Source organism: Bradyrhizobium zhengyangense (assembly GCF_022012435.1).
Lineage (GTDB): Bacteria > Pseudomonadota > Alphaproteobacteria > Rhizobiales > Xanthobacteraceae > Bradyrhizobium > Bradyrhizobium zhengyangense.
This window is the reverse complement of record NZ_JAKLUA010000012.1, coordinates 66,966-93,185: the sequence shown is the minus strand read 5'-3', so window position 1 is coordinate 93,185 and position 26,220 is coordinate 66,966. Positions and strand designations below refer to the sequence as shown.

Genomic DNA, 26,220 nt, shown 5'->3' with positions numbered 1-26,220 from the left:
CTCAGCGGTCGCCGCCGTCGCGCTCGGCCTGCGCGAGCTCGGCTGCGGCGAGATCGCCGGTCTCTTCCAGCCGCGCTTTCGCTGTCTGGTGGACATGGGCGGCAAGCATGGGCATGCGCGCGATCAGGGCGTGAAAATCCTGCGCGTCGAGCACCAAGAGGCGCGTCTTGCGCGTCGCCGTCACCGTGCCGCTGCGTTTTGTCTTGTGTAGCAGCGCGATCTCGCCGAAGAAGGTGCCGTCGGTGAGCAGCACATGCTGGCTCGGCAGCGCGATCTCGACCTCGCCTGCGGTGATGAAATACATCGACGAGGCGGGATCCCCTCGCCGCACCAAAATCTCGCCCTGCTCGACGGTGCGTGCGCGCAAGAGCCGCATGATGTCGGCGATCTCCGCGGCCGCCAGATGCGAGAACAGCGGCACCCGGGCCAGCATGCCCCAGGTCACGACGAAGTCGCGCCGCTTCACCTCTTCGGCAAACGCGGTCGAGATGATGGCGACCGGCAGCGCGATCATGGCAAAACCTGAGATGATCGCGAACACCGAGACAAATTTTCCGAGCGCCGTCACCGGCACGACGTCTCCATAGCCGACGGTGCCGAGCGTCACGATCGCCCACCACATCGCCTGCGGGATGGTGCCGAGCTTGTCCGGCTGCACGTCGCGCTCGATGGCGTAGAGCAGCGAGGCGAAGGTCAGCACCACGCCGATCAGGATGACGACGCAGCCGATCAGCGCCCGCCGCTCGGCATGCACAGCCGCCAGCAGCGAGCGCATCGCCGGCGAGTAGCGGATCAGCTTGAAGAACGGCAGCACGCCGAGGGCTGCGAGCGTCGCGTGGCGCCCCGTGGTCAGCACGATCGCAGCCGGCAGGAATGCCATGAGGTCGATGATGCCGAGCGCCGAGAAGGCGTAGCCGAGCCGGTCGGCGAGCGCCGAGCCCTTGCGCGGCGTGTGGCCCGCCACCGTCCACAGCCGTGCCGCATATTCCAGCGCGAACACGATCACGGACAGGATCGTGATCGCCGAGAACAGCGTCCCGAATTGCGCGTCGAGATCCGGCACCGAGGCCAGAACCATCGCGGTCACGTTCAGCACGATGACGCCGATGATGATCTGGATGAAGCGCGATCCGGCCGAATAGGCCAGCGGATCGTGCTCCAGCAATTCGTAGAGGCGATCCCTTAAGTTCGGATCGCGAAGCCCACGTCCTCGCGGAACGAGGCGCATGGCGATTACGCAGCCCCCATCGCTTTCTCGATCGCCGCCAGCGCCTCGGACGCCTTGGCGCCATCGGGGCCGCCGGCCTGCGCCATGTCGGGCCGGCCGCCGCCGCCCTTGCCGCCGAGCGCTTCGGATGCGACGCGCACGAGGTTCACGGCGTTGAAGCGCGCGGTCAGGTCCGCGGTGACGCCGACCACGACGCCCGCCTTGCCGTCCTCGGTGACGCCGATGATGGCGACCACGCCGGAGCCGATCTGCTTCTTAGCCTCGTCCGCGAGGCTCTTGAGATCCTTCATCTCGATGCCCTCGACCGCACGCGCCATCAGCTTGACGCCGCCGACCTCGCGCACGCCAGCAGCTGCGCCGCCACCGGCGGACGCGCCGCCGCCCATCGCCAGCTTCTTGCGGGCGTCGGAGAGCTCGCGCTCGAGCTTCTTGCGCTCCTCCATCAGCGCGGTGATGCGCGCCGGGACGTCGTCGAGCGAGGTGCGCAGCTCGTTCGCCGCGGTCTTCGCCAGCGCCATGGTCTCGTTGGCATGCCGGCGCGCGAAATTGCCGGTCAGCGCCTCGATACGGCGGACGCCGGAGGCCACCGCGCTCTCGCCGGTCAGCGTGATCAGGCCGATATCGCCGGTGCGCCGCACATGCGTCCCGCCGCAGAGCTCGACCGACCAGCCGAGCGCATTGGCGCCGCGCTCGCGCGCGGTCTTGCCCATCGAGACGACACGAACCTCGTCGCCGTACTTCTCGCCGAACAGGGCGCGCGCCCCAGCCTCACGTGCTTCATCGACACCCATCACGCGGGTGGTGACCTCGTCGTTCTCCAGCACCACGTCGTTGGCGATGTCCTCGACGCGGGCAAGCTCCTCCGCCGTGATCGGTTTCGGATGCACGAAGTCGAAGCGCAGGCGATCCGGCGCGACCATCGAGCCGCGCTGGGCAATGTGATCGCCGAGCACCTGGCGCAGCGCCTCGTGAATGAGATGCGTCGCCGAGTGATGCGCACGGATCGACGAGCGCCGCGAATGGTCCACCTCGAGCTGCAGCGCCGTGCCGACCTTCAGCTCGCCGCTCTCGACGGTGCCGACATGCACGAAGAAATCGCCGAGCTTTTTCTGCGTGTCGGTGACGCGGAACTTGATGCCTCCCTCACCCGTGAGCACGCCGGTGTCGCCGACCTGGCCGCCGGATTCCGCGTAGAACGGCGTCTGGTTCAGCAGCAGCGCGCCGGTATCGCCGGCCTTCAGGCTGGCGACTTCAGCGCCGTCCTTTACCAAGGCCGAGACCACGCCTTCGGCGCTCTCGGTCTCATAGCCCAGGAATTCGGTCGCACCGAGCTTCTCGCGCAGCGGGAACCAGATCGCCTCGCTCGCCGCTTCGCCCGATCCCTTCCAGGACTCGCGCGCCTTGGCCTTCTGACGCTCCATCGCATCCGTGAACGACGCTTGATCCACGCCGATGCCGCGCGACTTCAGCGCGTCCTGGGTCAGGTCAAGCGGGAAGCCGTAGGTATCGTACAGCGTGAAGGCGACGTCGCCATCGAACATGTCGCCTTTCTTCAAGGACGCGCTCTTCTCGTCGAGGATGGCGAGGCCGCGCGAAAGCGTCTTGCGGAAGCGGGTCTCTTCCAGCCGCAGCGTTTCCTCGATCAGGTTTTCCGCGCGCATCAAATCGGGATAGGCCTGGCCCATCTCGCGGACCAGCGCCCAGACCAGGCGATGCATCAGCGGCTCCTTGGCGCCGAGCAGCTGCGCATGGCGCATCGCGCGGCGCATGATCCGGCGCAGCACATAGCCGCGGCCTTCGTTCGAAGGCAGCACGCCGTCAGAGACGAGGAAGGCCGAGGAGCGCAGATGATCGGCGATGACGCGGAACGAGGCAACCGTTTGCTCGTTCGGCCCGGCGCCGAGCGCCGACGACGTCGCATCGATCAAATGACGAAACAAGTCGGTCTCGAACACGCTGTCGACGCCCTGCATGATGCAAGCCATGCGCTCGAGGCCCATGCCGGTGTCGATCGAAGGACGCGGCAGATCCACGCGCTCCTCCTTCGTCACCTGCTCATATTGCATGAACACGAGATTCCAGAATTCGAGGAAGCGGTCACCGTCTTCTTCCGGAGAGCCGGGAGGGCCACCCCAGATGTGGTCGCCGCGATCGATGAAGATTTCCGAGCACGGACCGCACGGACCGGTGTCGCCCATCGCCCAGAAATTGTCCGAGGTCGGGATGCGGATGATGCGGTCGTCGGAGAAGCCGGCGATCTTCTTCCAGAGCCCGTGCGCCTCGTCGTCGGTGTGGTAGACAGTGACGAGCAGCTTGTCCTTCTTCAGCCCGAAATCCTTGGTGATGAGCTTCCAGGCGAGCTCGATCGCGCGCTCCTTGAAATAGTCGCCGAACGAGAAGTTGCCGAGCATCTCGAAGAAGGTGAGATGGCGCGCGGTGTAGCCGACATTGTCGAGATCGTTGTGCTTGCCGCCGGCGCGCACGCATTTCTGCGAGGTGGTCGCGCGCTGGTAAGGCCGCTTCTCGACGCCGGTGAAGACGTTCTTGAACTGCACCATGCCGGCATTGGTGAACATCAACGTCGGATCGTTGCGCGGCACCAATGGCGAGGACGACACGATCTCGTGGCCGTTCTCGGCAAAGAAGTTCAGAAAGGTCGACCTGATCTCGTTGACGCCGCTCATGTTCATCCAATCGGGTGTGCTTGGACCCGCCAATTTGCCATCCAAACCTGTCGATTTGGGCTGATATCTGCGGGCCAAAGCGCTTTTAGACAAGGCCAGCTTCGCTGTCCAGAAACTGTGCAAGCAGATCAGAGGGTTGCCGCAGTCGCGTCATCCCCCAGCAATCCCGTTGAAAGCCGCAATCCCTGCGTTGACAGGCTTGGCTGGCCTGTGGTCTGTACCCATCTGTATCGTACGGCCACGTCGGGAGAGACCGGCATCAGCTAGCCGGCGCCGAAGGAGCAACCGCCCCGGAAACTCTCAGGCAAAAGGACCGCGTGGCTTTGACGACATCTGGAAAGAGGCGCTGACGGGCTTAAGACCCGGATAGTGTCCGCCGACGGGATAATACTCTCAGGCACAGCGACAGATGGGGCTTCGACTGGTTTGTCTCGGGGAATCATCCCCGGGGAACCGCCGAGGGCCCCTGTGATGTCCGTGCGTGATGACAAAGACTCCCTGGAACGTACCCCCCTTTACGACCTGCATGTGTCTCTTGGCGGCAAGATGGTGCCGTTCGCGGGCTATGACATGCCCGTGCAGTACCCCGCCGGCGTGCTGAAAGAGCACCTCCATACCCGCACCTCCGCCGGCCTGTTCGACGTCTCCCATATGGGCCAGATCCGCGTCCTGCCGAAGTCCGGCAAGGTCGAGGATGCCGCCCGCGCGCTGGAGCGGTTGGTGCCGCAGGACATCGTGGCGATCGCACCGGGCCGCCAGCGCTACGCCCAGTTCACCAATGAAGCCGGCGGCATCCTCGACGATCTCATGGTCGCCAATTTCGGCGACCACCTGTTCCTGGTCGTCAACGCCGCCTGCAAGGCCGAGGACGAGGCGCATCTGCGCGCGAATCTGTCGGACACCTGCATCATCGATTCGCTTGCCGATCGGGCGCTGATTGCGCTGCAGGGCCCAAAGGCGGAGTCGGCGCTGGCGAAATTATGTGCAGCGGCGCCCACCATGAAGTTCATGGATGCGGGCGCGCATGAGGTCGCCGGCATCAAGTGCTTGGTCTCGCGCTCGGGCTACACCGGCGAGGACGGTTTTGAGATTTCTGTCCCGGCGGCCGACGCCGAACGTCTGGCGAAGATGCTGCTCGAAAATCCGGATGTGATGCCGGTCGGCCTTGGCGCCCGCGACAGCCTGCGGCTCGAGGCCGGGCTCTGCCTCTACGGCCACGATATCGACACCGAGACCACGCCGGTCGAAGCCGCGCTGGAATGGTCGGTGCAGAAGAGCCGCCGCACCGGCGGCGCCCGCGCCGGCGGATGTCCCGGGGCTGAAAAGATCCTCGCGCATTTCGATCACGGCGCGTCCCGCCGCCGCGTCGGCCTGCGTGCCGAGGGCCGCGCGCCGGTGCGCGAGGGCGCATTGCTGTTTGCAGATAGCGAAGGCGGCGAGGCAATCGGAAAGGTCACTTCAGGCGGCTTCGGCCCCAGCCTGAATGCGCCTGTTGCGATGGGCTACGTGCCCACTGCCTTAAGCGCATTCGGCACAAAACTCTTCGCCGAGGTGCGCGGGCAACGTCTGCCGCTCACCGTCGCCGCCATGCCCTTCGTGAAAAACACCTACAAACGCTGAGGATCGAAAATGACCACGACGCTGTACACCTCCGACCATGAATGGCTCGCGATCGACGGCGATGTCGCCACCGTCGGCATAACCGATTACGCGCAGTCGCAGCTCGGCGACGTCGTGTTCGTCGAATTGCCCAAGGTCGGCCGTACCTTGAAGAAGGCGGAAGCCGCCGCCGTCGTGGAATCGGTCAAGGCCGCCTCCGACGTCTACGCACCGATCTCGGGCGAAGTGCTCGAAACCAACGACGCGCTCGCCGCCGAGCCCGCACTGGTGAACTCGGACGCGCAAAGCAAAGCCTGGTTCTTCAAGATGAAAATTGCCGACAAGAGCGAGCTTGGCGGCCTTATGGATGAAGCCGCCTACAAGGCACATACGGCTTAAAGACGATGGAGCAAGCGATGACCGCGCACCGTAAATCCAGCGGCGAGACCGCCGCCAATTTCGCTCGCCGCCACATCGGCCCCTCCGCGCGCGATGTCACCGCAATGTTAGAGACGGTCGGCGCCAAAAGCGTCGACGCGCTGATGGCGGAAACGCTCCCCAGTTCGATCCGGCAGGCCGCCCCGCTCGATCTCGGCAAGCCGCTGAGCGAGACCGAGGCGATCGCGCATATGGCCGAGCTCGCACGGCAGAACCAGGTCTTCACCTCGCTGATCGGCCAAGGCTATTCCGGCACGATTTTGCCCGCGGTGATCCAGCGCAATATCCTGGAGAACCCGGCCTGGTACACGGCCTACACGCCCTACCAGCCCGAGATCAGCCAGGGCCGGCTGGAAGCGCTGTTCAATTTCCAGACCATGATCTGCGATCTCACCGGGCTCGACGTCGCCAACGCCTCGCTGCTTGACGAGGCGACCGCGGCGGCCGAAGCCATGGCGCTCGCCGAGCGGCATTCGAAGGTCGAAGCAAAGGCCTTCTTCGTCGACAAGGACGTGCATCCGCAGACGTTGGCTGTGATGCGCACCCGCGCCGAGCCGCTCGGCTGGACTCTGGTCGTCGGCGATCCGCTCACCGATCTCGACAAGGCGGACGTGCTCGGTGCGCTGCTGCAATATCCTGGAACTTCCGGCGCCTTGCGCGACCTCCGGCCCGCGATCGCGGCGCTGAAGGCCAAGGGCGCGCTTGCGATCGTTGCGGCCGATCTGCTGGCGCTGACGCTGATTGCTTCGCCCGGCGAGCTCGGTGCCGACATCGCTGTTGGTTCGGCGCAGCGCTTTGGCGTGCCGATGGGTTATGGCGGACCGCACGCGGCCTATATGGCGGTGCGCGATGCGCTGAAGCGCTCGCTGCCCGGCCGCATCGTCGGCCTCTCCGTGGATTCCCGCGGTGCCCCCGCCTATCGCCTCGCGCTGCAGACCCGCGAGCAGCACATCCGCCGCGAGAAGGCGACCTCCAACATCTGCACCGCGCAGGTGCTGCTCGCCGTGATCGCCGCGATGTATGCGACCTATCACGGCCCCGAGGGCCTCACGCAGATCGCGCGTACTGTCCATCGCCGCACCGCGGTGCTTGCCGCGGGCTTGCGCAAGCTCGGTTTTGCGCCTGATAGCGATACCTTCTTCGACACGCTCAGCGTCGATGCGGGCGCCAAGCGCACTGAGATCGTCGCGCGCGCAGCTGCCGAGAAGATCAATCTCGGTGTTGGTGACGCGAGCTTGCGCATCGCGCTCGACGAGACCACGACGCCGGCGACGGTCGAAGCCGTCTGGCGCGCCTTCGGCGGCACGCTTGCCTACGCCGAGTTAGATGCCACCACGCGCGAGGCGCTGCCGGACGATCTGAAGCGCACCACGACGTTCCTCACCCATCCGGTGTTCCACGCGCATCGCTCGGAGACCGAGATGCTGCGCTACATGCGCAAGCTCAGTGATCGCGACCTCGCGCTCGACCGCGCCATGATCCCGCTGGGCTCCTGCACGATGAAGCTGAACGCGACCACCGAGATGATGTCGCTGACCTGGCCGGAATTCGGCAACCTTCACCCGTTCGCCCCGCGCGAGCAGGCCGCCGGCTATCACGCGCTGTTCGCGCGGCTGGAAAAATGGCTGTGCGACATCACCGGTTATGACGCGATCTCGCTGCAGCCGAATTCGGGCGCGCAAGGCGAATATGCGGGCCTGCTCGCGATCCGCGCCTATCACGCGGCGCGTGGAGAGAGCCACCGCAAGATCTGCCTGATCCCCTCCTCTGCCCACGGCACCAACCCGGCCTCGGCCGCGATGGTCGGCATGGACGTGGTGGTGGTCGCCTGCGAGAAGAATGGCGACGTCGACGTCAACGATCTCCGTGCCAAGGCGGAACAGCATTCGAACGATCTTGCCGCTGTGATGATCACCTATCCCTCGACCCATGGTGTGTTCGAGGAGCATATCAAGGAGATCTGCGACATCGTCCACGGCCATGGCGGCCAGGTGTATCTCGACGGCGCCAACCTCAACGCACAGGTCGGCCTCAGCAGGCCTGGCGATTACGGCGCCGATGTCAGCCATCTCAACCTGCACAAGACCTTCTGCATCCCGCATGGCGGCGGCGGCCCCGGCATGGGCCCGATCGGCGTGAAGGCGCATCTGGCGCCGTTCCTGCCCGGTCATCCCGCAACTCAGGCTGACGCACCCGTGGGTCCGGTTTCAGCCGCGCCGTTCGGCTCAGCCTCGATCCTCACGATCTCCTACATCTACATCCTGATGATGGGCGGCGAAGGATTGAAGCGCGCCACCGAGATCGCGATCCTCAATGCCAATTACATCGCCGCGCGCCTCGATGCGCATTTCCCGGTGCTTTACAAGAACGAGAAGGGCCGCGTCGCGCATGAGTGCATCGTCGATCCCCGTCCGTTGAAGACGACCTCGGGCGTCACCGTCGACGACATCGCAAAGCGCCTGATCGATTACGGCTTCCATGCGCCCACCATGAGCTTCCCGGTGCCGGGCACGCTGATGATCGAGCCAACCGAGTCGGAATCGAAGGCGGAGTTGGATCGCTTCTGCGATGCCATGATCGCGATCCGGAAAGAAATCGCCGAGGTCGAGGCCGGCCGCTTCAAGATCGAGGCATCGCCGCTGCGTCACGCCCCGCACACCGTGCACGACATCGCAGACGACGATTGGAAGCGCGCCTACGCCCGCAGCGAGGGCTGCTTCCCCGATGGCGTCTCGCGCACCGACAAATATTGGTGCCCCGTCGGCCGCGTCGACAACGTCTATGGCGACCGCAACCTCGTGTGCTCCTGCCCGCCGGTGAGCGATTACGCGGAAGCTGCGGAGTAAGATGCGGCGTAGGTCTCTCAAGGGTCGGCAAAGCGGAGCGTGCCCACGACCTCTAGATTGTTGAAGTATGGTGGGCACGGCGCTTGCGCGCCTTTGCCCACCCGACGCTACGGTCTTGAATGCGCCTCTAAGGCGCAACCAAAACTTCGGCTTTCGCGATCCCACCGCCATAGCCGCTCGTTGGTCAGAAGCGTGCCGCCCCACCAGCGCCTGATCGGGTTGTGACGGCGAAAATCCTCCCGGCCATCCAGAACCGCGCGACCAAACTCCGTCAGCGACAGCCGGCTTCGGCGATAGGCGGCATTGCGACCTCTCGCATCGTGCCGTGGGAGGGTTGCAAGTTTCGGATCGAGACCGGCAATCGCTGGCATCGGGTCAGAGGCGAGCCCTTCAAGCAACGGACCGAGCTCCCACTGGTCGAATACGCGCGTGTCGAGCAGCCCGCCCGGCTCAAATAGCTCCTTGGTGCGATTGTGCCCCTTCGCGATTAAATCGAGCAGTTGCGTTTCCGTCGCGCCCAGCCCGGTGCCTGGAGACGGCAGCTCTGCCAACAATTCTTCCATCGCCGGCTTCAGGAAGGGGAGCGTGGGAAACTCCCGATTGAGCAACCCGAAACAGAGCTCCGGCGTTGGCGCACGGTAGGCCTCCCAGGCGATACGGGCGTCCTCGAAGTCGGGCTCTGCGATGTCCAATTGCCGGATGGTGTGATCGCGAAGCCTGTCGGCGTCTGCTCCGAGCAAATCGAAATCGACCAGTCGCAGCTTTGTACGCTCGGCCGCAGGGCTCGGAACGGAGATAGTCGAGGATCCAGATCAGTTGCAATTAATTGCTCGGGCTGGGATCAAACCACAGCTCGATCTCTTCGACGCCATAGGCCTCGCAGAACCAGACCAGTCCGAGCTCCTTGTGCGCGAGACCGCTCTTGGGCGACCGCGCGACAAGGTCGGACCAACGTACTTCCGGGTCGCCTCTGAAATAGCCTCCTGTGAGGTACTCCCCAAGGTGGTGCGACGTAGGCAGCGGGCCCCAGACAAATCGAAAGATCAGCGGGACGACCATGTCCGCGCGATCCGCGTAGGTGAGACCGACGCCGGACGGACTGGTCAGGATGACGCGTTTCATGGCCCCCGTGACCTACTCCAAAACGAGACGCAATCGCCTCTCAAAATCGATACTTAGAACCTCGAGCAATGCACATTAAGTCGGCGCGACCAACATGCGGCGTTGCGAGTCCCAGCGCCACGGTGGTTCGTTGGCGAGAACGCCTGGAGACGGTAGTGGTCCCCATGCAAAACGGAAGAAGAACGGAATCACGACGTCGGCACGATCTGCCAACATGAGGCAAAGGCCTGCCGAACTGGTCAAGATCAGACGCTTCATCGCACCATCCGACCGCTACATCACAAAACGAAACGGGCACTGACGACGTCGGCAACTCAACGTCCTCAGCGCCCGCTCCTCGCGAAAACTTTTCGGTCTAAGGCTTACTCGTCCGTCGGCTCTTCGCCGTCGGCGTCGCGCTCGGGCGTGCCGGCCAGGATCTGCTCGGCGATCAGGCCGGAGTTCTGGCGGATCGCGGTCTCGATCTTGGCGGTGATGTCGGGGTTGGCCTTCAAAAACGCTTTCGAGTTTTCGCGGCCCTGACCGAGACGCTGGCTGTCATAGGAGAACCAGGCACCGGATTTTTCCACGAGGCCGGCCTTGACGCCGAGGTCGAGAATCTCGCCCATCTTGGAGACGCCTTCGCCGTACATGATGTCGAACTCGACCTGCTTGAACGGCGGCGCCAGCTTGTTCTTCACCACCTTGACGCGGGTGGTGTTGCCAACCACTTCGTCGCGCTCCTTGATCGCGCCGATGCGGCGGATGTCGAGGCGGACGGAGGCATAGAATTTCAGCGCGTTGCCGCCGGTCGTGGTCTCGGGCGAGCCGTACATCACACCGATCTTCATGCGGATCTGGTTGATGAAGATCACCATGGTGTTGGACTTGTTGATCGAGGCCGTCAGCTTGCGCAGCGCCTGGCTCATCAGACGGGCCTGCAGGCCCGGCAGCGCATCGCCCATCTCGCCCTCGAGTTCGGCCTTCGGCACCAGCGCCGCGACCGAATCGATCACCAGCACGTCCACCGCACCCGAGCGCACCAGCGTGTCGCAGATTTCCAGCGCCTGCTCGCCGGTGTCAGGCTGGGAGATCAGCAGCTCGTCGATGTTGACCCCCAGCTTGCGGGCATAGACCGGGTCGAGCGCGTGCTCGGCGTCGATGAAGGCGCAGATGCCGCCCTTCTTCTGGGCTTCCGCCACCGTGTGCAGCGCCAGCGTCGTCTTGCCCGAGGATTCCGGACCGTAGATCTCGACGATACGCCCCTTCGGAAGGCCGCCGATGCCAAGTGCGATATCCAGCCCGAGCGAGCCTGACGACACCGCCTCGATGTCCATGGACCGGTCGTTCTTGCCGAGCTTCATCACCGAGCCCTTGCCGAACTGACGCTCGATCTGGGAGAGCGCGGCAGCCAGAGCTTTACTCTTGTCCATGGAGGATCCTTCGACGATACGCAGGGCAGTGGTGGACATTGGGTCGTGCTCCTTATGGCGAGGATTCGCGTGTGGGACAAACGATTGGCGCGGCGGGTCGTCGATAAAAATACCGTACACTATTTGTTCTCAGTTCGCAATATGTTCTTTTGTGAATCTGGGCGCTGGCCTGTCGGCCAGTACCTGAATCTGGGGCCTGCCCGTATTTGACCCCGGGTATCCGAAGTTAAATCTTGGGCAATGCCTTCCTGTTCACGGCCGGAATTGCGGTTGGCAAAAGCGCCAGCCCAAACGACCAGATCAATCCGCCTCTGCGGGTGTCGGAATCGAAAGGGGCCACCTCGCGGTAGCCCCTTGCCGGTTGCAATAATTGTTCGGGATAAAATGCCAGCCCCGGCCCACGTATTTCTACCGAGAACGCTGAGGATGTGGAGTCCGGGAAAATGCGGTGTTCCACTACCGGAACTTCGAGTGTCCTGATTTCCCGAATGACTGTTCGAATGAGGACAGCACCAGATTTGAGGCGATTTTGACCGCTGGGAATTCCCGGTTTCGGATTTGTGAGTGTTCCCAAGGCGAGACGCGACCCATACTGGGCGCATGGTCATGAACGCGCTGAAGGTAGTCACCTCTGCCGGCCTCGTGTTCGTCACGGGCGGGGCTTGGCCTTATGCCCGTTATGGAGCGGCCATCTCCATTGGCCTGTGCATCGCGGCGGCAGTCGTTCTACACGTCGTTGCGCCCTGACCCTCCCTCAATTGACGGCGGCCGGGCGCTTCGCATCCCCGAGAATCAACAGCAGCAGAGGCGCCAAGGGCCCGACCGCGACGGCAACCAAAAGCCACACCCGCGACGACCTGTTGCGCTCGCGCGCCATCGCGCCTGCGAGCGGGATCGATCCAAGCGAGATGATGATAAAAAGCCAGAAGCCCATGAACCGTCTCCGATGACCATCTCCATGATCGTCGCCGAGGCGACGCGATACGATAGCATGGAAGCAATGAGACGCTCCTGCCCCTCCGCAAAATGTGAGGTCACGCCTCCGCACCCGAGGATGATGCTCATCAAGGACGCAGCGCGGTTCTGCCGTCCGCAATCCTTCGGCACAGAACTTTTCCGTGGCCGCGGGCTTTCCTTGAGAACGGCGCCGCGACAGTTGGGGATCGGATCATGACGGAAGATGCGCACCGCGATGCGAGCAGGCGCAACCCACTGCTCGAGACCGCGCTCGAGGAGATGCTGAAGTTCGAGCGCAGGGAAAGCGAGTTCCGCAAGAAGGACCGCGAGGAACGCGCCGCCGATCTCCATCTGCCCCTGGACGAGATCAGGGTGCACTGAGGAAAGGCCAAGAAGCGGCCAAGCAACGGCCAAGACGAGACAGGCCGCGGCCTACTGTGCATGGGGGTTGTTTTCGCCAGTTCTGGCGACGCGTCCCGGCCGGGCCTCGCTACATCAGCGCCAGCAGCACGATGCCGATCACCAACACCACGAAGCCAGCCGCCGTCGCGGCGGCGAATGACCGCTCAACCTTGTCCATGATGCCACCCCGCTATCGGCGCGCCACGTATCCCCCATGGCTTCGCCGTGCGCGGAGAGTGTCGCCAACGCTTGTGTCTGAAGTTGTGCGCGGAGATGTCTGAATTGGGACGCGCGGGTCCGATCGCAAGGTTCGCGCAAGCCTCGCGTGAGGCAACTGTAAGCCGAATGCTCTAGCGTCGGTTTGCCCGGTGGACCAACACCGGGCCCCCATACCCAGTCGACCCCGCTCGGCCCGAGCGGGGTCTTCGTTTTTGGCGGACGCGTTGCGGTGCCGGCTCATGGCGGAAGTTCGGTGTGTGGAATTCGACTGTGCTCGGGGATGTCAGGCTGTCGTAAGCTGAGCGGGCTACGGTCATTCGGCTATGGTGTTGCAGCCCAGCACCTCAGCCTCCAATAACCTTCTGCCCGCCCGGCTCTCCCCTGGCGGGTTTTTTTTGCATGTGAGTCCATGTCGCGCGCGCTTCAGGCGACGTCGGCGCGGTGCGTTTGCCAGCCACGCCTGTCCTTGGCGGGGGTGCGATCGTCATGGCTTGCCAGGCCTTCGAAACGCCAGAAGGTGACGACGCTGGTCCCGCCACACTGCTCGCAGACGAGGTTCTCGTCACCGAGCTTGAAGCGTCCACGCTTGTACACATCCGAAGAAGCCGGCTGCTGGCATTGCGGACAGACCAAGGGGAGATGTCTTGCACCCCAACGCTGAGCGAGATGTCTGAGCCAGATCACGTCTTCCTCTTGCACGACACGCGGGTCCCGGTCGTCCAGACTCACCAGATCATAATCGCAGCGCACGCAAAAGTGGAAATGTGAGGCGCGTGCGCATTTGCTGCGAAGGTCGTAGACTTACACATTGTGCACAAGAAAGTTCTCACGGGGCCGGCCGCGGCGGTTCCGCGACCGCCTTGGCTCGCCCGCGATGGAACCGCGGATTCGCCGCCAATTCGGCGTCTTTTTCCGTGGTTCTCCTGCCGTGAACAGAGTTCCTGGCTGTAGGGCCGATATCGGCCCTGGTACGCGGGCACCCGGCCGGGACACGGTTCCGCCGTGCCTGCAACGCGATCATCGGCCCCGACTTTCGGAATCTGATTTCGCATGCTTCGAACTGCGCGCGCTTTCGGGATTTTCGTGAATTTTCCTCGACTTAACGGCAAATTTCGCTTGTCGGCGGAATATTCTCACGCCCAACATGTTTGCGGACATGGATGGGTGAATCGTGGAGGTGACCATGAATCACAGGGGCGTAGAGTTCACGGTTGCAAAGACGGCGATCCCGGGTGTCTGGCAATGGCAGTTCCGGATTGGCGACGAAACCAAGACGGGCAAGACCGAGACGAAGATCGACCTCCTGGCCATCCGTCGGGTGCAACTGCGCATCGACCGGGAACTGAAGGCCATCGGGCGGAAGACGGCCTGAACCGATCGGGTTGGCCACAACCGGGACGACTAGTCCGCGCTGGGCAACCGCCGCATGGTGAATTCGATCTCGCCGCCGGGCAATTCGCGCCAAGTCTCGACCTCGCTCATGTAACCGGCCTTCGGATAGCGCGCGAAAAAGGCCTTCGCCTTTGCCCGTGCCGCGTCGCGCGGCAGGGTGAACTTCTCGCGCAGATAGCCGTCGCCGGCCGGGTCGCCCGAGCCGGCCGCCGGTTTGCGCCGGCGCGCCATCCGCTCGGCGAGGTCCCGCGGGCGATCCGCCATATCCTGGCTCCTCAACGCAACACTGCGAAGGAATGTAGGATCCGTATCCGGCGAACGGGAGTCCCGCCGGACGGCCAGCCCGCCGTTGGCGCCAAGATCAATTGGCGGCCGTTCCGGCCTTGGGCTTCTTGGGTGCACCGGTAGCGGCCGCGGCCTTCGGTGCGGGTTGCTTCGGCGGGTCGGCGCGCATTCCGCCCCAGGGATCGCTGGACGCCTTGGCATCCGGAATCTTCCTCAGCGTTTCCTTGTAGGCCTTGTCGCGCGCGGCATCCGCGGCCTTTTCGTCATCGGTCTTGGAGGGGCCATCGGCCATCAGATTGATATGGGGCGCGTCCTGCGCGAAGGCCGGTCCAACCACCAGCGCCAGCACCGCCACCATACGGAAAAGCTTCATCACTCACTCCTTGATCATGGATCGAAGGGGCGGATACCACACCCTGCCCGTCTTCGCAGCTCCGAGCGCCGCTTCAACCCGCTAGAGCCGATCCGATCTGCACGATTTCGGCCCATGGAGCCAGTCGTCCCAAATCGGGCCGCACTTGGTGCAGCCGTTCAGTGCCAGACCAAGCGCGGCCAGGCAGAATATCAGGACACATCGACGCAACATCGTCCACCCGCTCCCAAGCATGGCATCATATCGGGCGAAGTCAGGCATTTTCAAGCCGACCGCCGCAGTGACTTTACCGCGCCCAAGCGCGCAGAGTGGACGAAACATCCGGCAACACAGGAGGGAACGACCGCAATGCCATCACAGCCAGAAGCCGAGTTCGGCATCGCCGAGGCCAGACGCATCCTCGGCGAGGTCTTTGCGCCCTGGGTCCAGGATCTCAACCTCTCCGTCGAGCGCATCGAGCACACGCCGCCAGCGGATGCGCCGGACTGGCAGCCCGGCGCGCTGCTCCGCATGCCGTTCTCGGAGAAGCTGTGCCGCAACGGTGGCGTTGTCTGCGGCCAGGCCTTGATGGCGCTGGCCGACACCGCGGTGGTGATCGCGAATCTCGCGGCCAACAGAGGCTATCGTCCGATGACGACGGTGGACCAGACCACGCATTTCATGCGCGCGGTCGCCTCCTCGGACGTGCTGGCTGATGCGCGCGTAGTGCGGCTCGGACGTACCATGAGCTTCGGCCGCGTCACCCTGCTATCCGCCACCGACAACAAGCAGGTTGCGATGGTGTCGAGCGCGTTCGCGATGCTGCCGGGCTGAGCATCATCCGAAACGAAGAGAGCCGCATGAGCGCGAAGCGTACGGCGGCTCTCGGTGACAGTGATGTCGAAGCGAGATGTCGAAGCGAGAGGCCGAGGTGAGATCGCAATCTTGCCTCGGCCAGCTCGCTTCAAGAACTACTTGCCGAGAATTTCGTCAGCCGCGGTGACGACGCTGACGGTCGGATTCTTTCCGCAATAGGCACCGAACTTCTTGGCGTTCTCGATGAACACGTCGGTGTCGATGATCGCGTTGTCCTCGTCACCCTTGTACCAGCCGTCCATCCAGGTCAGCACGACCCCGATGTTGTCCTCGCCGCTCTCGAGGAACTGCTTGCAGGTCATGGTCGAGAGATCCCACTTGACAGCGTGGGCGGGCATCGATGTCAGCGAGAGCGCTGCGGCGAACAAAAGCGAAAGCGTGGTCTTCATCGGAATCTCCATCGGCGCATAACGCCATAAAAGAAAGGCCTGGGGCAAAACTCGGCGGGAAGTGACTTGCCGCCTCAACGTCGTAAACGAAGTCTGAAGCGTTGTGCAAGTAGCGCCAGTATTGAATTCATATCAACGCAATTTCTATGCGCTATTTCACAATCATCGTTTTGGATTAACGCGGATGATCGAGAAGCGTGCAACTCAACGTCACCGGGTTTTCAAGGGTGGTACGGTCACCTTTGAAGGCAGCGGAGTGGCTTGCACGGTGCGCAACATCTCGGACAGCGGTGCCGCGATCGACCTTGAAAACCCTGGTTTATTGCCGCACGCGTTCACGCTGTCGATTTCATGCGACAATTTCGTGCGGAATTGCCGCGCGGTGTGGCGAAACGACAGGCGCGTCGGCCTCGCCTTCATGCAATAGCGCGCACGATGTGAATGACCGTTCGCACAATACGCACGCAAACATCACGTTGATCGGATACGGCGCCGTCGACGCCAGCGCAAAGCCACGATCGCCAGCGTGACGATCGCGAGCGCGGTCGCCAACGATCCCGAAAAAAATCGCCCGCCAGGGCGATCGATCGTGCGCGACCGCAATGACGGCGCCTCGCCCGGACGCGCCAGACGAAACGCCACGAGGCTGTCGCCGATCGAGGTACCGGCTTCGGAATGGCCGCCGGCGCCAATCGCGACATATTGCTCGCCCTTCCAGACATAGGTCATGGGATTGGCAACGCCGGGCACCGGCAGCCGTCCCTGCCACAGCTCGCATCCGCTGCGCGCATCGAAGGCACACAGATAGGGGTCCATCGCGCCAGTGAAAACAAGGCCAGCTGCAGTCACCGCGAGCCCGTTGACCAGCGGCGCGCCGAACCGCAGCAGCATGCCGAGCGGCGCCAAATCCTCGGTGGTGCCGACGGTCGAACGCCAGACAATCTTGCCGGCCTTCACGTCGACCGCGACCATCTCTCCCCACGGCGGCTTGTTGCAGAGCAACCCAAACGGCGACGTCACCACCGCACGCGACATCGCAAAGGGCGCGCCTTTTTGCTGGCCGAAATCATGATCAGGCGGCGGACTGAATCCGGCGGCCTCCGCGCGCGGGATCAGCTTGATGAGATGAACGGCACGGCTCGTGTTGGCGTAGAGAATCTAGTTGACCGGATCAAACGCAGCGCTGCCCCAGTTGGCAGATCCCTCTGGCGCAGAATCGTCGGCCCAGTGGGTGACACCGCGGCAGACATAGCGATTGGCTGGACGCTGGCTGATGCCGATCTTCGGATCATAGCGCCACTATTGCACGCCTGTGCCGGGACCGAGGGCGATCACCTCATTGAAGGGCGCGCAGAAGATCAGACTGTCCTCGACGAACAGGAGCGTCGCCTCGAACTTGGTTCGCCGCATCACTTCAGGCGGTCGCGCCGCGATATCGCCGGTGTGGAATTCTAAGGCGCGGACGAGTTGGCCGACATTGGCGGTCTCGCGCAAGGGCGAAAAGCGCGAACCGCCGGGATCGCCACCCCAACTCTCCCAGGCGAGACATGGCCGAACCGCAAGGATCAGGACGAGGCCGATCAGATAGCGCAACCGCCCCGCCACCACCCGCCTCACTATTTCGACTTCTTGACGGGTTCGCTCGGACGCGCCCGCTCCAGGGGTCATACTTTTCCTTGGACTGTGGAATGCGCTCGAGCGCGGCCTTGTAGGCATTCTCGTCGACCTTGGGCTTGTTATCGGCCTTCTCGCCGCTTCATTGGAATGGCGCCGGCCGCCGCCCATCTGCGCCTGCGCCGAAGCAGCCATCAGCGCCAGCACCAAGGCCGCCATGATCAAAATCCTCATTGGCGCGATCCCCCTCATCTGGGGTACAAACCAGCCTACAGTCCGATAATAGCCAACGCGGCGAGTGCCAGCCCTTCAGCAAATGTTGATCGGGCAGGACTTCGTCCCGACGAATTCGCGCCTATCTGTTGGCCCGCGGGGGGACCTTCACGAATGTTGCGGATTGTTGCTCATGTGGCGCTGCTGGCCTGCGGGCTCGCGCTCGGTGCGTGCGGCTTTGCTGACAGCCGCGCGCCGGTGCCAGAGTTCATGCGCATCAAGGAGGCCGAACAGCCGCCGCCCGAACCGCCGCCGGATGTCAAGCGCGTGGTCCGCGAGCAGATTGATGTGGTCTTTCTCAACACATCCTATCCGCGCGAGGTACAGGTCGCCCTGCCCCATCACGAGGTCCGCGGATCGGGCTGGACGGCCTGTGTCCGCGCACAACTCACCTCCGCCACCGGCTCGGCACTGGGCACCCAGACCTACGTCGTCACGATATCGGGCGGAAAGGTCATCGACCGGCGGCGCGCGGAAGCAGATGACATCTGCGGGTCGGAAGCCTACCAGCCGATCTAGCGAAGCACCGGGCCACACAACAATTCGGTTCCGGGAAAAACCTGTAATTCAGCCGGAACGATCGCGGCCTCCCATTCTTGTTACCGCCGAGGGCAGTTTCGGAGGAGGACAGGATGAGGTTGTTCACGATTGCACTGCTGGCCGGTGTCGGCGCTCTCGCAGCGGGAAGCGGCGCGAAGGCTGCGGATCTCTACACGACCAGCGAATACGCCAGCCCCGATCTCATGCAGGAAGTGCGGCTCGTCTGCGATGACGCCGGCAATTGCTATCGCACGCATGGCGGTGCGCGCGTGATCGTGCGCGATTCCTATAATGCGATGCCACGCGAGCGCTATTACGAGCGCCGCACTTATCGTCGTGACTGGGACGATGGTCCCCGCGCCGGCGTCGGCATTCGCGCGCCCGGCGTGAGCGTGGGCGTCGGTGTCGGCGACGACCGCTGGTAGTCCAGACAGTGTGGACGGGACCGGACGAGACGACTCGCCCGGTCCCGTTCGTATGCGTCAGGCGGCGACCGCCTGCTGTCGGAACTGCTCGTAGGCCGCGATCGCATCCGCGGCATACATCAGCGATGGCCCGCCGCCCATATAGACGGCCATGCCAAGCGCTTCCTCGACCTCTTCGCGTGTCGCAGCGAGCTTGACCAGCGCCTCGATATGAAAGCCGATGCAGCCGTCGCAATGCGCGGCAACGCCGAGCGCGAGCGCAATCAGCTCCTTGGTCTTCTTGTCCAGCACGCCGTCACGCGTGGCCGCCTGGGCGAGTACGGCAAATCCCTTCATCGTGTCGGGAATGTCATCGCGCAGCTTTCTCAGATTGGCAGAGATACTCTTGGTGATATCGACGTAGTTCTTGTCCATCGGACCCTCGCTAGCTCGGTTTGGCTATGGTCGAAGTCGCCTCGCGCGGCGCGCGCAGGGCGATGTAGATCGCGGGTATCACCAGAACGGTGAGCAGCGTTGACGACGCGAGCCCGAACAGAAGCGAGATCGCCAATCCCTGAAAGATCGGATCGAGCAGGATCGTCGCGGCGCCGATCATGGCCGCAAGGGCGGTGAGCAGGATTGGCTTGAAACGGACTGCGCCGGCCTCCAGCACCACCTCGCGGAGCGACTTGCCGTCTCCCCCGCTATGCCTGATGAAATCGACCAGCAGGATCGAGTTGCGCACGATGATACCCGCCAGCGCAATGAATCCGATCATCGAGGTCGCGGTGAACGGCGCGCCCAACAGCCAATGCCCGATCAGGATGCCGATCAGCGTTAGCGGGATCGGCGTCAGGATCACGAGCGGCAGCCGAAAACTCCTGAACTGGGCAACGACCAGCACGTAGATGCCGAGGATCGCCGCGCCGAACGCTGCCCCCATGTCGCGGAAGGTCACCCAGGTGATTTCCCATTCGCCGTCCCACAGCAGCGTCGGCCGCGACTCGTCAGACGGTTGACCATGCAGGGCGATCGCTGGCTTTGGCAGCACGCCCCAGTCATGGGCATCCACACGATCGGCCACCGCGAGCATACCGTAGAGCGGAGCCTCGAAGCGCCCGGCAAGCTCGGCCATCACCATGTCGGCGAAGCGGCCGTCACGGCGGAAGATCGTCGGTGAGCCCTCTTCCATGGTCGCCTTCACGACTTGACCGAGTTCGACCACCGTCTTGCTACCGGGCAACGTATTGGCCGGCACGGGCGTGGAGGCCAACGCCTCGTCCCAGACCAGGTCGCTCTTCCCGAGACGCACTGCAATCTCGATCGGGTTGCGGTCCTCGCCGCGATGCGAATAGCCGATCGAAATGCCGCCGAACAACGCCTGGATCGTGTCGTAGACGTCGCGTTGCTCGACGCCGAAGAATTCGAGCCGGTCCTGGTCGATCGAGAGTCGCAGCCGTGGCCGTTTCTCACCGATGGAATCGTCGACATCGACGATGAACGGCACTTCCGCGAAAACCTTCTTGAGCTCCGCAGTGACTGCGCGGCGCGTGGCCGCATCGGGACCATAGACCTCAGCAAGCAGCGTCGAAAGCACGGGCGGCCCGGGCGGTACTTCGACCACCTTGACGCTGGTACCCTTGGGAGGATCGAGCGCCTTCAGCTTCTCGCGCAGCTCGAGCGCGATCTCGTGGCTCGCGCGCTTGCGCTCGCCGCGCGCTGTCAGGTTGACCTGTACTTCGCCGAGCTCGGGTCTTTCCCGCAAGTAGTAATGCCGCACCAGGCCGTTGAAGTTGAAGGGAGCCGGCGTGCCGGCGTAGGATTGAAGCGAGGTGACCTCTGGCAATTGCCGCGCGATCTCGGCCGCACCGAACAGGGTGCGCTCAGTCGTTTCCAGGCTCGCTCCTTCCGGCAGGTCGACGACGACCGCGATCTCGGATTTGTTGTCGAACGGCAGAAGCTTGACCGTCACGGACTTCGTCGCGAAGAGTATCATTGACAACAGCGTCGCGATGCCGACGCCGAGCAGAAATATCCAGGCCGACCGCTTGCTCCGCACGATTGGCGTGGCGAAGCGCCTGTAGATTCGACCGAGCCGGCCTTCGTCGTGGATTGCGTGCGTCGACGCAATATCGCCTTCTGGCGCGAGCTTGAGCATCAGCCATGGCGCCACGACCATCGCGACGAAGAAGGAGAACAACATGGCTGCCGAGGCATTGGCCGGGATCGGTGCCATATAGGGACCCATCAGGCCCGACACGAACAGCATCGGCAACAGCGCGGCGACCACCGTCAACGTGGCGACGATGGTTGGATTGCCGACTTCCGCCACCGCCTCGATGGTCGCCTGCAAACGCGGCCTTCCGTCGCGCATGCCCCAGTGCCGCGCGATGTTCTCGACAACGACGATGGCGTCGTCGACGAGAATGCCGATCGAGAAGATCAGCGCGAACAGGCTGACGCGATTGATGGTGTAGCCCATCAGGTTGGCGGCGAACATCGTGAGCAGGATCGTCGTCGGGATCACGACGAGAGTCACCAGAGCCTCGCGCCAACCGATCGCGATCGCAATCAGGACGACGATCGAGACCGTCGCGAGGCCGAGATGGAACAACAACTCGTTGGCCTTCTCGTTCGCCGTCTCACCGTAATCGCGCGTCACCGTCACCTGAACATCATCGGGGATCAGGCGGGCCTTTAGTCCGTCGAGGCGCTTGGCAATATTCTCGGACACGACGACCGCATTGGCACCGGCGCGCTTGGCGAGCGCCAGGCTGACCGCCGGCGTACGCGCCCACTGCCCCCCAGCGTCCCGCGTGTCCGTCCAGACCCGATGTTCGATGGTGCTCGGACCGACGACGACAGAGGCAACGTCCTTGACGTAGACCGGTCGGCCGTCACGGGTCGTGATGAGCAGCAATCCGATGTCGGGGACGCCGGACAGCGTCTGGCCGGCCGCGACGCTCCGCACGATACCCGCATCTCTGACCTGCCCTGCCAGGAATGAGCGGTTGGCGTCCTTCACCTTGGCCACAAGCTGCTGCAGCGTGATGCCGAACAGCGACAGCTTCTCGGGATCGGGCTCGACCCGGATTTGTTGCGCTGCGCCGCCGGAGATGTAGGTCAAGCCGATATCGTCGACCTTCATCAGCTCTGCGCGCAGCTTGTCGGCGAGTTCATAAAGATCCTTCTCGGTCCAGCGACTGGCTGCTTCCGGCTTGGGAGATAGCGTCAGCACCGTCACGGCAACATCATTGATGCCCCTGCCAACGATCAGTGGCTCGGAAATGCCGACGGGAATCCGATCGAGATTGGCGCGGATCTTCTCATGCACCCGCAGGATAGCGTCCTCGAATTTGGTGCCGACGAGGAAGCGCGCGGTGACCATCACGCGGTCGTCCTCGGTCTGGCTGTAGACGTGCTCGACGCCGTCGATACCCTTGACGATCGATTCCAGCGGCTTTGTCACAAGCTCCACTGCATCCGGTCCATGCAAGCCGTCGGCGTTGATGCGGATATCCACCATGGGAACGCTGATCTGCGGTTCCTCCTCGCGCGGGATGACCACGACGGCGATCAGCCCGACAACGAGCGACGCGAGCAGGAACAAGGGCGTCAGCGGCGATGCGATCGTCGCCCTGGTCAACCGTCCTGAAAGTCCGAGATTCACTGTTGCACCAACTGATCGCCGGTCCGAATGCCGGACAGAATCTCTAGCCCGTCGGGGAGTGCCGGCGTCGGCATGTCGCGGCCGCGCTGCACCGGCACGTCGATCGTGTCGTCACCCTTCCGGAGCCGAACATAGTCGATACCGAACCGGGTCGTCACATAGCTCGATGGGACGACGAAAGCCGGCCGCGTGCCGCCGGAAATCCAGACCCGCAGGCGGTCGCCGACGAAATATTCGCCTAAGCCCTCGACGGTCGCGTCCGCGATAACGCGCCCCTCCTCGATCTGCGGGTAGACGAGGTCGATCACGCCCCATTTCGAAGCCTCGCCAGCGAGCTCGGCACCGTCGACGCGCACCTTGTCGCCGGCCTTCAGGAAGCGCGCGTGTCGTTCCGGCACGCGCAGCCGCAGCTTGAAGTTCTGCTGGGCCACGGTCACGATCGGATCGCCCGCCAGCACGACCGACCCCACCGTGATCAGCCGCTTGAGCACGCGCCCGTCCGCCGGCGCGAGAACCTGGCCCTGATTGAGCTGTTCGTTGATCACGGCACGCTCTGCGGTCTTGGCGCGCAAGCCATTGTCGGCGACATTGAGCGCTGTGCGCTGCTCATCGAGCTTGACGCGCGGCAGGATGCCGCGCTCGACCAGCCCCTCCGTTCGGGTGAAATCGAGCTGCGCCTGGTTTGCCTGCGCCTGGAGCGCCTCGATCTGCGCGTCGAGCGACTTCATCTGCAGCACGAGCTTTTCGTCGCCAATCGTGGCAATGGCCTGGCCGGCGGCGACGCGATCACCCTCGCGCACCGAGAGTTGGACGACGGTTCCGCCGATGCGACTGCGTGCGGGGACCACGCTGATGCTCTCGACTGTGGCGAAGACCGCCTTCTCGTCGGTGACCGGCTGCTGCGCAACGGTGAGCGTTCCCGCAGCCGCGGCGTATCCCGGCGCCGCGTCGATCGCCACCAGCGCAGCCAGAAGCACAAGACATTGCGCCAAATATTGCATGGGACGGGTCCCTGTCGTCATCGGCTTGCTCACACCGCGCTGCGGTGTCCTTCTCATTTCATCGACATCGAAGGCAGGCGCGTTGATCTCGCGCAAGGCGCGCCCGTCCGCCATTTCCTAGATTTCATTTCGTCCTTGCGGGCTTCGGCGCGCAGAACACTTGGTAGAGCGTCTTCAGGATTTCGCGCGCCGGCTCGCTGGCGATCGAATAGAAGATCGTCTGCGCATCCCGCCTCGAGGACACCAGGCCATCCTTACGAAGGAGCGCCAGATGCTGGGAGACCGTGGAGTCCCGCAGATTCAGGAACTCCGCCAACTCGCCGACCGATCGCTCGCCGTCGATCAGCTGGCAGATGATGAGGAGGCGGTGACGGTTGGAGAGCGCCTTCAACAATTCGCTCGCCTGATCGGCGGCGCGCTCCATGATCTCGCTATCTATTTTCATACTTGCGTATATACGATAATACGAATATATAGTCAAGCGCTGCAGGACAGCCGGAGCTCAACCGGTGGGGCAGCCTGATCCAACGGAGGAACCCATGGCGGAAGTTGTCGTAGTCGGAGCCGGTCTGAGCGGAACACTGATGGCCTATGAATTGCTGCCCCAGTTGAGAAGCGGTGATCGCCTGACCCTGGTCGCGCAGGGCGCGCTCTATCACTTCGTACCCTCGAATCCATGGGTCGCGGTCGGCTGGCGCAAGCGCGACGAGATTGAGATTGATCTTGCCGGCATCATGTCGCGCAAGGGCGTTCGCCTGCTGACGCAAGGCGCCAAGCGAGTCCATCCCACCGAAAACCGAGTCGAGCTCAGCGACGGATCGTCCATCGACTACGACTATCTGGTCGTCGCGACCGGCCCCGAACTCGCCTTCGACGAAATTCCGGGGCTTGGGCCTCAGGGCTATACGCAGTCCATCTGCCATGTCGACCATGCGGCGCGCGCGAAGGAAGCGTTCGAAATCCTAGCCGCAAACCCCGGGCCTGTCGTGATCGGCGCGGTCCAGGGCGCTTCCTGTTTCGGACCGGCCTACGAATTCCTGTTCATTCTCGAAACCGAGCTGCGCCGGCGAAAGCTGCGCGACCGGGTGCCGATGACGTTCGTCACCTCGGAGCCTTATATCGGGCATCTCGGTCTCGACGGCGTCGGCGACACCAAGGGTCTTCTCGAAAGCGAGATGCGCGAGAAGCATATCAAGTGGATCACGAACGCACGTGTCGACAGCGTCAGTTCCGGCTTGATGTCGGTGGAGGAACTGGCAGACAACGGCACGACACACAAGGCGCACGATCTGCCTTTTGCCTATTCGATGATGCTGCCGGCCTTTCGCGGCGTCGAGGCTGTCCGCGGCATCGAGAAGCTGACCAACCCGCGCGGCTTCGTCATCGTCGACAAACATCAGCAGAACCCAACCTTCCCCAATGTTTTCGCGGTCGGTGTCTGCGTCGCGATTGCGCCCGTCGGCGCGACACCGGTGCCGGTCGGCGTCCCAAAGACCGGCTTCATGATCGAATCCATGGTGACGGCGACAGCGATGAACATCGGCGCCCTGCTTCGCGGCAAGACACCGACCGCGCAGCCGACCTGGAATGCGATCTGCCTCGCCGACTTCGGCGATTCCGGCGTCGCCTTCCTCGCGCAGCCGCAAATTCCGCCACGCAACGTCAATTGGTCGTCCAAGGGCGAGTGGGTGCACTACGCCAAGGTCGCCTTCGAGAAATACTTCCTCCGCAAGATGCGGCGCGGCGAGAGCGAGCCTTTCTACGAGCGCTTCCTGCTCGACAGACTGAACATCGCCAAGATCAAGGAGGTTCGAACGGGCACATGAGCACGACACGCCAGATCGTCTGTGGACATTGCGGGCGCATCAACCGCCTGCCCGTCGAGCGCGCGCCGGAAGGAGCGCGTTGCGGCGCCTGTCACCAGCCGATCTTCACCGGTCACCCAATCGAAGTGAATGAAGCGACCTTTGGTCGCCATGTCGCCGGCAGCGACATTCCAGTGTTGGTCGACGTCTGGGCGCCGTGGTGCGGACCGTGCCGCGCGATGGCGCCGATGTTCGAGCGCGCGGCTCAGGCGCTTGAGCCTGGTGTCCGGCTGTTGAAGCTGAATTCGGACAGCGCACCGGCGCTGTCGTCGCGGCTTAACATCAGCGGCATCCCGACGCTGCTGCTGATGCGTGGCGGCCGTGAGATCGCCCGCCATTCCGGGGCCATGGATACACGCGGCATCGTCGCGTGGACCGAAGCCAATCTGACCAGATAGTAACAAGGGAGCATGCCATGAATGTCGATAAAGCCGTTCTTGCCTTCGCCGGATGCGTCGTCCTGCTCGGGCTCGCACTGGGAACCTATGTGAATGCGTACTGGTACCTGCTGACGGCCTTCGCCGGTCTCAACATGATCCAGGCCTCGTTCACCGGCTTCTGCCCGGCCGCGATGGTCTTCAAGAAGCTCGGCCTGCGGGGCGGCTGCGCCTTCTCGTAAGACACGCCGATCAGCCAGTGATGCGGGGGATTT

At 63.6% G+C, this 26,220-nt stretch carries 26 protein-coding genes, 2 pseudogenes and 1 riboswitch; of the genes and pseudogenes, 12 read left to right on the top strand and 16 right to left on the bottom strand.

Features of this window, described 5'->3' with window-relative positions; translation table 11 throughout:
• Position 1: 1 nt before the first annotated feature.
• Both L6637_RS29500 and alaS read right to left on the bottom strand, forming a co-directional pair.
• Positions 2–1,228 carry a cyclic nucleotide-gated ion channel gene (locus tag L6637_RS29500; protein ID WP_237865678.1) on the bottom strand — a complete coding sequence of 409 codons (1,227 nt, stop codon included), beginning with the start codon at positions 1,226–1,228 and terminating at the stop codon, positions 2–4.
• A 5-nt stretch (positions 1,229–1,233) separates the two neighbouring features.
• Positions 1,234–3,912: an alanine--tRNA ligase gene (gene alaS / locus L6637_RS29495; protein ID WP_237865677.1), complete on the bottom strand. Its 2,679-nt coding sequence runs from the start codon at positions 3,910–3,912 to the stop codon at positions 1,234–1,236.
• Between the two features lie 234 nt (positions 3,913–4,146).
• A riboswitch (glycine riboswitch) is annotated at positions 4,147–4,237 on the top strand.
• A gap of 146 nt (positions 4,238–4,383) precedes the next feature.
• Here alaS and gcvT point away from each other — a divergent pair.
• The 3 genes from gcvT to gcvP are packed head-to-tail and all read left to right on the top strand — an operon-like array spanning position 4,384 to position 8,795.
• Positions 4,384–5,532 (top strand): glycine cleavage system aminomethyltransferase GcvT, encoded by a 1,149-nt coding sequence (gcvT, locus tag L6637_RS29490; protein WP_237865793.1) that lies wholly within the window; start codon positions 4,384–4,386, stop codon positions 5,530–5,532.
• A 9-nt stretch (positions 5,533–5,541) separates the two neighbouring features.
• Positions 5,542–5,910 carry a glycine cleavage system protein GcvH gene (gene gcvH / locus L6637_RS29485; protein ID WP_237865676.1) on the top strand — a complete coding sequence of 123 codons (369 nt, stop codon included), beginning with the start codon at positions 5,542–5,544 and terminating at the stop codon, positions 5,908–5,910.
• A 17-nt stretch (positions 5,911–5,927) separates the two neighbouring features.
• Positions 5,928–8,795, top strand: a complete 2,868-nt coding sequence (gene gcvP, locus L6637_RS29480) for an aminomethyl-transferring glycine dehydrogenase (protein ID WP_237865675.1) — start codon at positions 5,928–5,930, stop codon at positions 8,793–8,795.
• A gap of 107 nt (positions 8,796–8,902) precedes the next feature.
• Here the strand turns inward: gcvP and L6637_RS29475 are convergent, their stop codons facing one another.
• From L6637_RS29475 to L6637_RS29460, 4 genes are all read right to left on the bottom strand, one after another.
• Positions 8,903–9,535, bottom strand: a complete 633-nt coding sequence (locus L6637_RS29475) for a hypothetical protein (protein WP_237865674.1) — start codon at positions 9,533–9,535, stop codon at positions 8,903–8,905.
• An 82-nt stretch (positions 9,536–9,617) separates the two neighbouring features.
• The gene (locus tag L6637_RS29470) at positions 9,618–9,917 is read right to left on the bottom strand and encodes a hypothetical protein (protein WP_237865673.1); all 300 of its coding nucleotides are present in this window, start codon (positions 9,915–9,917) and stop codon (positions 9,618–9,620) included.
• 362 nt (positions 9,918–10,279) lie between these two features.
• Positions 10,280–11,368 carry a recombinase RecA gene (recA, locus tag L6637_RS29465; RefSeq protein ID WP_237865672.1) on the bottom strand — a complete coding sequence of 363 codons (1,089 nt, stop codon included), beginning with the start codon at positions 11,366–11,368 and terminating at the stop codon, positions 10,280–10,282.
• A gap of 715 nt (positions 11,369–12,083) precedes the next feature.
• Entirely contained in the window at positions 12,084–12,263 is a 180-nt protein-coding gene (locus L6637_RS29460) for a hypothetical protein (RefSeq protein WP_237865671.1), read from the bottom strand.
• Positions 12,264–12,499: 236 nt separating this feature from the next.
• On the opposite strand from L6637_RS29460, the gene L6637_RS29455 reads away from it, so the two are divergent.
• Positions 12,500–12,667: a hypothetical protein gene (locus tag L6637_RS29455; protein WP_237865670.1), complete on the top strand. Its 168-nt coding sequence runs from the start codon at positions 12,500–12,502 to the stop codon at positions 12,665–12,667.
• 663 nt (positions 12,668–13,330) lie between these two features.
• Here L6637_RS29455 and L6637_RS29450 read toward each other — a convergent pair.
• Positions 13,331–13,591: a hypothetical protein gene (locus tag L6637_RS29450; RefSeq protein WP_237865669.1), complete on the bottom strand. Its 261-nt coding sequence runs from the start codon at positions 13,589–13,591 to the stop codon at positions 13,331–13,333.
• Between the two features lie 499 nt (positions 13,592–14,090).
• Here L6637_RS29450 and L6637_RS29445 point away from each other — a divergent pair, with 499 nt between their 5' ends.
• Complete coding sequence (locus L6637_RS29445; protein WP_148751438.1) at positions 14,091–14,279, top strand: hypothetical protein; 189 nt, start codon at positions 14,091–14,093, stop codon at positions 14,277–14,279.
• Between the two features lie 29 nt (positions 14,280–14,308).
• On the opposite strand, the gene L6637_RS29440 is transcribed toward L6637_RS29445, so the two are convergent.
• Both L6637_RS29440 and L6637_RS29435 read right to left on the bottom strand, forming a co-directional pair.
• Positions 14,309–14,563 carry a hypothetical protein gene (locus L6637_RS29440; protein ID WP_237865668.1) on the bottom strand — a complete coding sequence of 85 codons (255 nt, stop codon included), beginning with the start codon at positions 14,561–14,563 and terminating at the stop codon, positions 14,309–14,311.
• Positions 14,564–14,660: 97 nt separating this feature from the next.
• Entirely contained in the window at positions 14,661–14,957 is a 297-nt protein-coding gene (locus L6637_RS29435; RefSeq protein ID WP_237865667.1) for a hypothetical protein, read from the bottom strand.
• Between the two features lie 348 nt (positions 14,958–15,305).
• On the opposite strand from L6637_RS29435, the gene L6637_RS29430 reads away from it, so the two are divergent.
• Positions 15,306–15,770 (top strand): PaaI family thioesterase, encoded by a 465-nt coding sequence (locus tag L6637_RS29430; RefSeq protein ID WP_237872689.1) that lies wholly within the window; start codon positions 15,306–15,308, stop codon positions 15,768–15,770.
• Positions 15,771–15,907: 137 nt separating this feature from the next.
• On the opposite strand, the gene L6637_RS29425 is transcribed toward L6637_RS29430, so the two are convergent.
• Positions 15,908–16,201 (bottom strand): HdeA family protein, encoded by a 294-nt coding sequence (locus L6637_RS29425; RefSeq protein WP_237865665.1) that lies wholly within the window; start codon positions 16,199–16,201, stop codon positions 15,908–15,910.
• A 184-nt stretch (positions 16,202–16,385) separates the two neighbouring features.
• Between L6637_RS29425 and L6637_RS29420 the strand changes: the two genes are divergently transcribed.
• Complete coding sequence (locus L6637_RS29420; protein ID WP_237865664.1) at positions 16,386–16,628, top strand: PilZ domain-containing protein; 243 nt, start codon at positions 16,386–16,388, stop codon at positions 16,626–16,628.
• A gap of 44 nt (positions 16,629–16,672) precedes the next feature.
• Here L6637_RS29420 and L6637_RS29415 read toward each other — a convergent pair.
• Positions 16,673–17,818: pseudogene (locus L6637_RS29415) on the bottom strand (outer membrane protein assembly factor BamB family protein).
• Positions 17,818–18,049: pseudogene (locus L6637_RS29410) on the bottom strand (hypothetical protein). The pseudogenes L6637_RS29415 and L6637_RS29410 overlap by 1 nt, the downstream one beginning before the upstream one ends.
• Positions 18,050–18,202: 153 nt before the next feature.
• On the opposite strand from L6637_RS29410, the gene L6637_RS29405 reads away from it, so the two are divergent.
• Together L6637_RS29405 and L6637_RS29400 are read left to right on the top strand one after the other, a co-directional pair.
• On the top strand, positions 18,203–18,607 hold the full coding sequence (locus L6637_RS29405; RefSeq protein WP_237865663.1) for a hypothetical protein: 405 nt from the start codon (positions 18,203–18,205) through the stop codon (positions 18,605–18,607).
• A 113-nt stretch (positions 18,608–18,720) separates the two neighbouring features.
• Positions 18,721–19,053 carry a hypothetical protein gene (locus L6637_RS29400; protein ID WP_237865662.1) on the top strand — a complete coding sequence of 111 codons (333 nt, stop codon included), beginning with the start codon at positions 18,721–18,723 and terminating at the stop codon, positions 19,051–19,053.
• A 57-nt stretch (positions 19,054–19,110) separates the two neighbouring features.
• On the opposite strand, the gene L6637_RS29395 is transcribed toward L6637_RS29400, so the two are convergent.
• From L6637_RS29395 to L6637_RS29380, 4 genes are all read right to left on the bottom strand, one after another.
• On the bottom strand, positions 19,111–19,467 hold the full coding sequence (locus L6637_RS29395; RefSeq protein ID WP_237865661.1) for a carboxymuconolactone decarboxylase family protein: 357 nt from the start codon (positions 19,465–19,467) through the stop codon (positions 19,111–19,113).
• Between the two features lie 10 nt (positions 19,468–19,477).
• Positions 19,478–22,702, bottom strand: coding sequence for an efflux RND transporter permease subunit (locus tag L6637_RS29390; RefSeq protein WP_237865660.1), 3,225 nt, complete (start codon positions 22,700–22,702; stop codon positions 19,478–19,480).
• On the bottom strand, positions 22,699–23,703 hold the full coding sequence (locus tag L6637_RS29385) for an efflux RND transporter periplasmic adaptor subunit (protein WP_237865792.1): 1,005 nt from the start codon (positions 23,701–23,703) through the stop codon (positions 22,699–22,701). Before L6637_RS29385 ends, L6637_RS29390 begins: the two co-directional genes overlap by 4 nt.
• Before the next feature lie 124 nt (positions 23,704–23,827).
• Entirely contained in the window at positions 23,828–24,148 is a 321-nt protein-coding gene (locus tag L6637_RS29380; protein WP_237865659.1) for an ArsR/SmtB family transcription factor, read from the bottom strand.
• A 94-nt stretch (positions 24,149–24,242) separates the two neighbouring features.
• On the opposite strand from L6637_RS29380, the gene L6637_RS29375 reads away from it, so the two are divergent.
• The 3 genes from L6637_RS29375 to L6637_RS29365 are packed head-to-tail and all read left to right on the top strand — an operon-like array spanning position 24,243 to position 26,187.
• Complete coding sequence (locus L6637_RS29375) at positions 24,243–25,529, top strand: NAD(P)/FAD-dependent oxidoreductase (RefSeq protein ID WP_237872687.1); 1,287 nt, start codon at positions 24,243–24,245, stop codon at positions 25,527–25,529.
• Positions 25,526–25,966, top strand: a complete 441-nt coding sequence (trxC, locus tag L6637_RS29370) for a thioredoxin TrxC (protein WP_237865657.1) — start codon at positions 25,526–25,528, stop codon at positions 25,964–25,966. The genes L6637_RS29375 and trxC overlap by 4 nt, the downstream gene beginning before the upstream one ends.
• A 17-nt stretch (positions 25,967–25,983) precedes the next feature.
• Positions 25,984–26,187: a YgaP family membrane protein gene (locus L6637_RS29365; protein WP_237865656.1), complete on the top strand. Its 204-nt coding sequence runs from the start codon at positions 25,984–25,986 to the stop codon at positions 26,185–26,187.
• Positions 26,188–26,220: the final 33 nt, after the last annotated feature.

Coding starts and splice junctions, on each gene's coding strand:
- L6637_RS29470 (WP_237865673.1), bottom strand. CDS start 9,917: ATGAAACGCGTCATCCTGACCAGTCCGTCCGGCGTCGGTCTCACCTAC.
- alaS (WP_237865677.1), bottom strand. CDS start 3,912: ATGAGCGGCGTCAACGAGATCAGGTCGACCTTTCTGAACTTCTTTGCC.
- recA (WP_237865672.1), bottom strand. CDS start 11,368: ATGTCCACCACTGCCCTGCGTATCGTCGAAGGATCCTCCATGGACAAG.
- L6637_RS29460 (WP_237865671.1), bottom strand. CDS start 12,263: ATGGGCTTCTGGCTTTTTATCATCATCTCGCTTGGATCGATCCCGCTC.
- L6637_RS29385 (WP_237865792.1), bottom strand. CDS start 23,703: ATGCAATATTTGGCGCAATGTCTTGTGCTTCTGGCTGCGCTGGTGGCG.
- L6637_RS29440 (WP_237865668.1), bottom strand. CDS start 14,563: ATGGCGGATCGCCCGCGGGACCTCGCCGAGCGGATGGCGCGCCGGCGC.
- L6637_RS29435 (WP_237865667.1), bottom strand. CDS start 14,957: ATGAAGCTTTTCCGTATGGTGGCGGTGCTGGCGCTGGTGGTTGGACCG.
- L6637_RS29500 (WP_237865678.1), bottom strand. CDS start 1,228: ATGCGCCTCGTTCCGCGAGGACGTGGGCTTCGCGATCCGAACTTAAGG.
- L6637_RS29400 (WP_237865662.1), top strand. CDS start 18,721: ATGAGGTTGTTCACGATTGCACTGCTGGCCGGTGTCGGCGCTCTCGCA.
- L6637_RS29425 (WP_237865665.1), bottom strand. CDS start 16,201: ATGAAGACCACGCTTTCGCTTTTGTTCGCCGCAGCGCTCTCGCTGACA.
- L6637_RS29420 (WP_237865664.1), top strand. CDS start 16,386: ATGATCGAGAAGCGTGCAACTCAACGTCACCGGGTTTTCAAGGGTGGT.
- L6637_RS29405 (WP_237865663.1), top strand. CDS start 18,203: ATGTTGCGGATTGTTGCTCATGTGGCGCTGCTGGCCTGCGGGCTCGCG.
- gcvH (WP_237865676.1), top strand. CDS start 5,542: ATGACCACGACGCTGTACACCTCCGACCATGAATGGCTCGCGATCGAC.
- trxC (WP_237865657.1), top strand. CDS start 25,526: ATGAGCACGACACGCCAGATCGTCTGTGGACATTGCGGGCGCATCAAC.
- L6637_RS29380 (WP_237865659.1), bottom strand. CDS start 24,148: ATGAAAATAGATAGCGAGATCATGGAGCGCGCCGCCGATCAGGCGAGC.
- L6637_RS29445 (WP_148751438.1), top strand. CDS start 14,091: ATGAATCACAGGGGCGTAGAGTTCACGGTTGCAAAGACGGCGATCCCG.
- L6637_RS29455 (WP_237865670.1), top strand. CDS start 12,500: ATGACGGAAGATGCGCACCGCGATGCGAGCAGGCGCAACCCACTGCTC.
- L6637_RS29375 (WP_237872687.1), top strand. CDS start 24,243: ATGGCGGAAGTTGTCGTAGTCGGAGCCGGTCTGAGCGGAACACTGATG.
- L6637_RS29395 (WP_237865661.1), bottom strand. CDS start 19,467: ATGGACAAGAACTACGTCGATATCACCAAGAGTATCTCTGCCAATCTG.
- L6637_RS29430 (WP_237872689.1), top strand. CDS start 15,306: ATGCCATCACAGCCAGAAGCCGAGTTCGGCATCGCCGAGGCCAGACGC.
- L6637_RS29365 (WP_237865656.1), top strand. CDS start 25,984: ATGAATGTCGATAAAGCCGTTCTTGCCTTCGCCGGATGCGTCGTCCTG.
- gcvT (WP_237865793.1), top strand. CDS start 4,384: ATGTCCGTGCGTGATGACAAAGACTCCCTGGAACGTACCCCCCTTTAC.
- gcvP (WP_237865675.1), top strand. CDS start 5,928: ATGACCGCGCACCGTAAATCCAGCGGCGAGACCGCCGCCAATTTCGCT.